This window comes from Actinomyces sp. 565, assembly GCF_010365615.1.
GTDB lineage: Bacteria > Actinomycetota > Actinomycetes > Actinomycetales > Actinomycetaceae > Actinomyces.
Genome location: NZ_PIZD01000002.1, coordinates 94230 through 95748, shown reverse-complemented (window position 1 = coordinate 95748; position 1519 = coordinate 94230). Strand labels below are relative to the sequence as shown.

Below are 1519 nucleotides of genomic sequence, written 5' to 3'. Positions count from 1 at the left end.
ATGGTACTGCCCCCGACAGGCGGGCGGGAGAGTAGGACACCGCCGGCACACCCACCCACCCACAACCACACACACAACAATCGAAGCGCCGAATCGGGCGCGTCAACGTGCGCTACTGGGTTATCCTCTGAACGCGAGCGAGAGGTCGCTACGAGGAGGATGCAATGACTGCGGTGGCATGCGGGATCGATATTGGAGGATCGGGCATCAAGGGTGCCAGGGTCGATCTGGACACCGGCGAGTTCGTCGGCGATCGTATACGCATACCCACTCCTCAGTCGGCCACGCCGGACGCCGTCGCGGAAGTGTGCAGGCAGTTAGTTGAAGGACTCGGCATAAGCGCGAACGTCCCCGTAGGTGTCGCGTTTCCAGCTCCGATCGTGCACGGGACGGTTCCCTTCATCGCTAACTTGGACGAGTCTTGGGCCGGTACCGATGTCAATGAGTTGATGCAGCGGCACCTGGGTCGTCCGGTAACGGCTTTGAACGACGCGGATGCCGCAGGACTGGCAGAGGTTGCCTTCGGCGCAGCCAAGGGCGTCAGCGGAACGGTCATAGTGACGACGCTCGGAACCGGCATCGGCTCGGCGATCATCGTCGACGGAACGCTCGTGCCAAATACCGAGCTCGGGCACCTCGAGATCGACGGCTACGATGCGGAGAAGCGCGCTTCGTCCGGGCAGCGCGAGCTACAAGACCTGTCATGGAAGAAGTGGGCCAAGCGGCTGCAGCGCTATTACTCACATCTGGAGATGCTGTTCTCGCCGGATCTGTTCGTGGTCGGCGGCGGCGTGTCGAAGAAGCACGATAAGTTCCTGCCGCGGCTCGAGCTCAAGGCGCCGATCGTGCCTGCGCAGCTGCTCAATACTGCCGGCATCGTGGGTGCGGCCTACCAGGCGAGCCGTGCGGCCCAGCAATAGAACCCGACACCAGGGCATCGGGGTACCGGCGATCGCTGAGGACGCCCCGGCCGGGATGAGGGACCAGACACCAGGGCACCGGGGTATACCGGGCCTCGCCGATAGCGTTCAACCTGTTGCCATGACGCAAGCGCATACGGACCCGCTCACTGGCCCAACTTCTACTGTCCTGATTCCGGTTACCGCGGACGGTGAGGTTGAGCCCAGGTTTGGTCGGGCGCCTCGCGTTGCGGTCGTGACTGCCTCCGCCGGGGTCATCACCGATTGGCAGGAGTTCGAGGTCGGCTGGGACACGGCCCATGACGTCGGCAGCCATGGAGCGCACCACGCGCGCATAGTCAGGTTCTTGAATGAGCACCGCGTGGACACCATCATTGCCACGCATATGGGTGGCGGCATGCAGCGGGTAGTGGCACGGATGGGCCTGCGGCTGCTGGGGACACCGGGCGGACGCGCCCGTGCCGCGGTCGTCACGGCCTTAGCGGCGGCGGAGTCCCAGGGCGCTGACCCTAACGACGCTAGCCAGCGATGACTCAGGCGTCGGCGGCCCCAAGATCGAGACGGCGCTCGGGCACCGGCAGGCAGCGCGCCTACCTCCT

Annotated in this window: 2 protein-coding genes; both read left to right on the top strand. The window is 64.8% G+C overall.

Going from position 1 to position 1519, the window contains the following annotated elements; all coding sequences use genetic code 11:
• Positions 1-164: 164 nt before the first annotated feature.
• Positions 165-920: an ROK family protein gene (locus GZ997_RS00495; protein WP_162678422.1), complete on the top strand. Its 756-nt coding sequence runs from the start codon at positions 165-167 to the stop codon at positions 918-920.
• A gap of 55 nt (positions 921-975) precedes the next feature.
• A complete protein-coding gene (locus GZ997_RS00490) occupies positions 976-1452 on the top strand; it encodes a NifB/NifX family molybdenum-iron cluster-binding protein (RefSeq protein WP_306823060.1) in 477 nt (158 codons plus the stop codon).
• Positions 1453-1519: the final 67 nt, after the last annotated feature.

What these genes read in the sequence shown, in the direction of transcription:
- GZ997_RS00495 (WP_162678422.1), top strand. Translation starts at nt 165, where the DNA reads ATGACTGCGGTGGCATGCGGGATCGATATTGGAGGATCGGGCATCAAG.
- GZ997_RS00490 (WP_306823060.1), top strand. Translation starts at nt 976, where the DNA reads ATGAGGGACCAGACACCAGGGCACCGGGGTATACCGGGCCTCGCCGAT.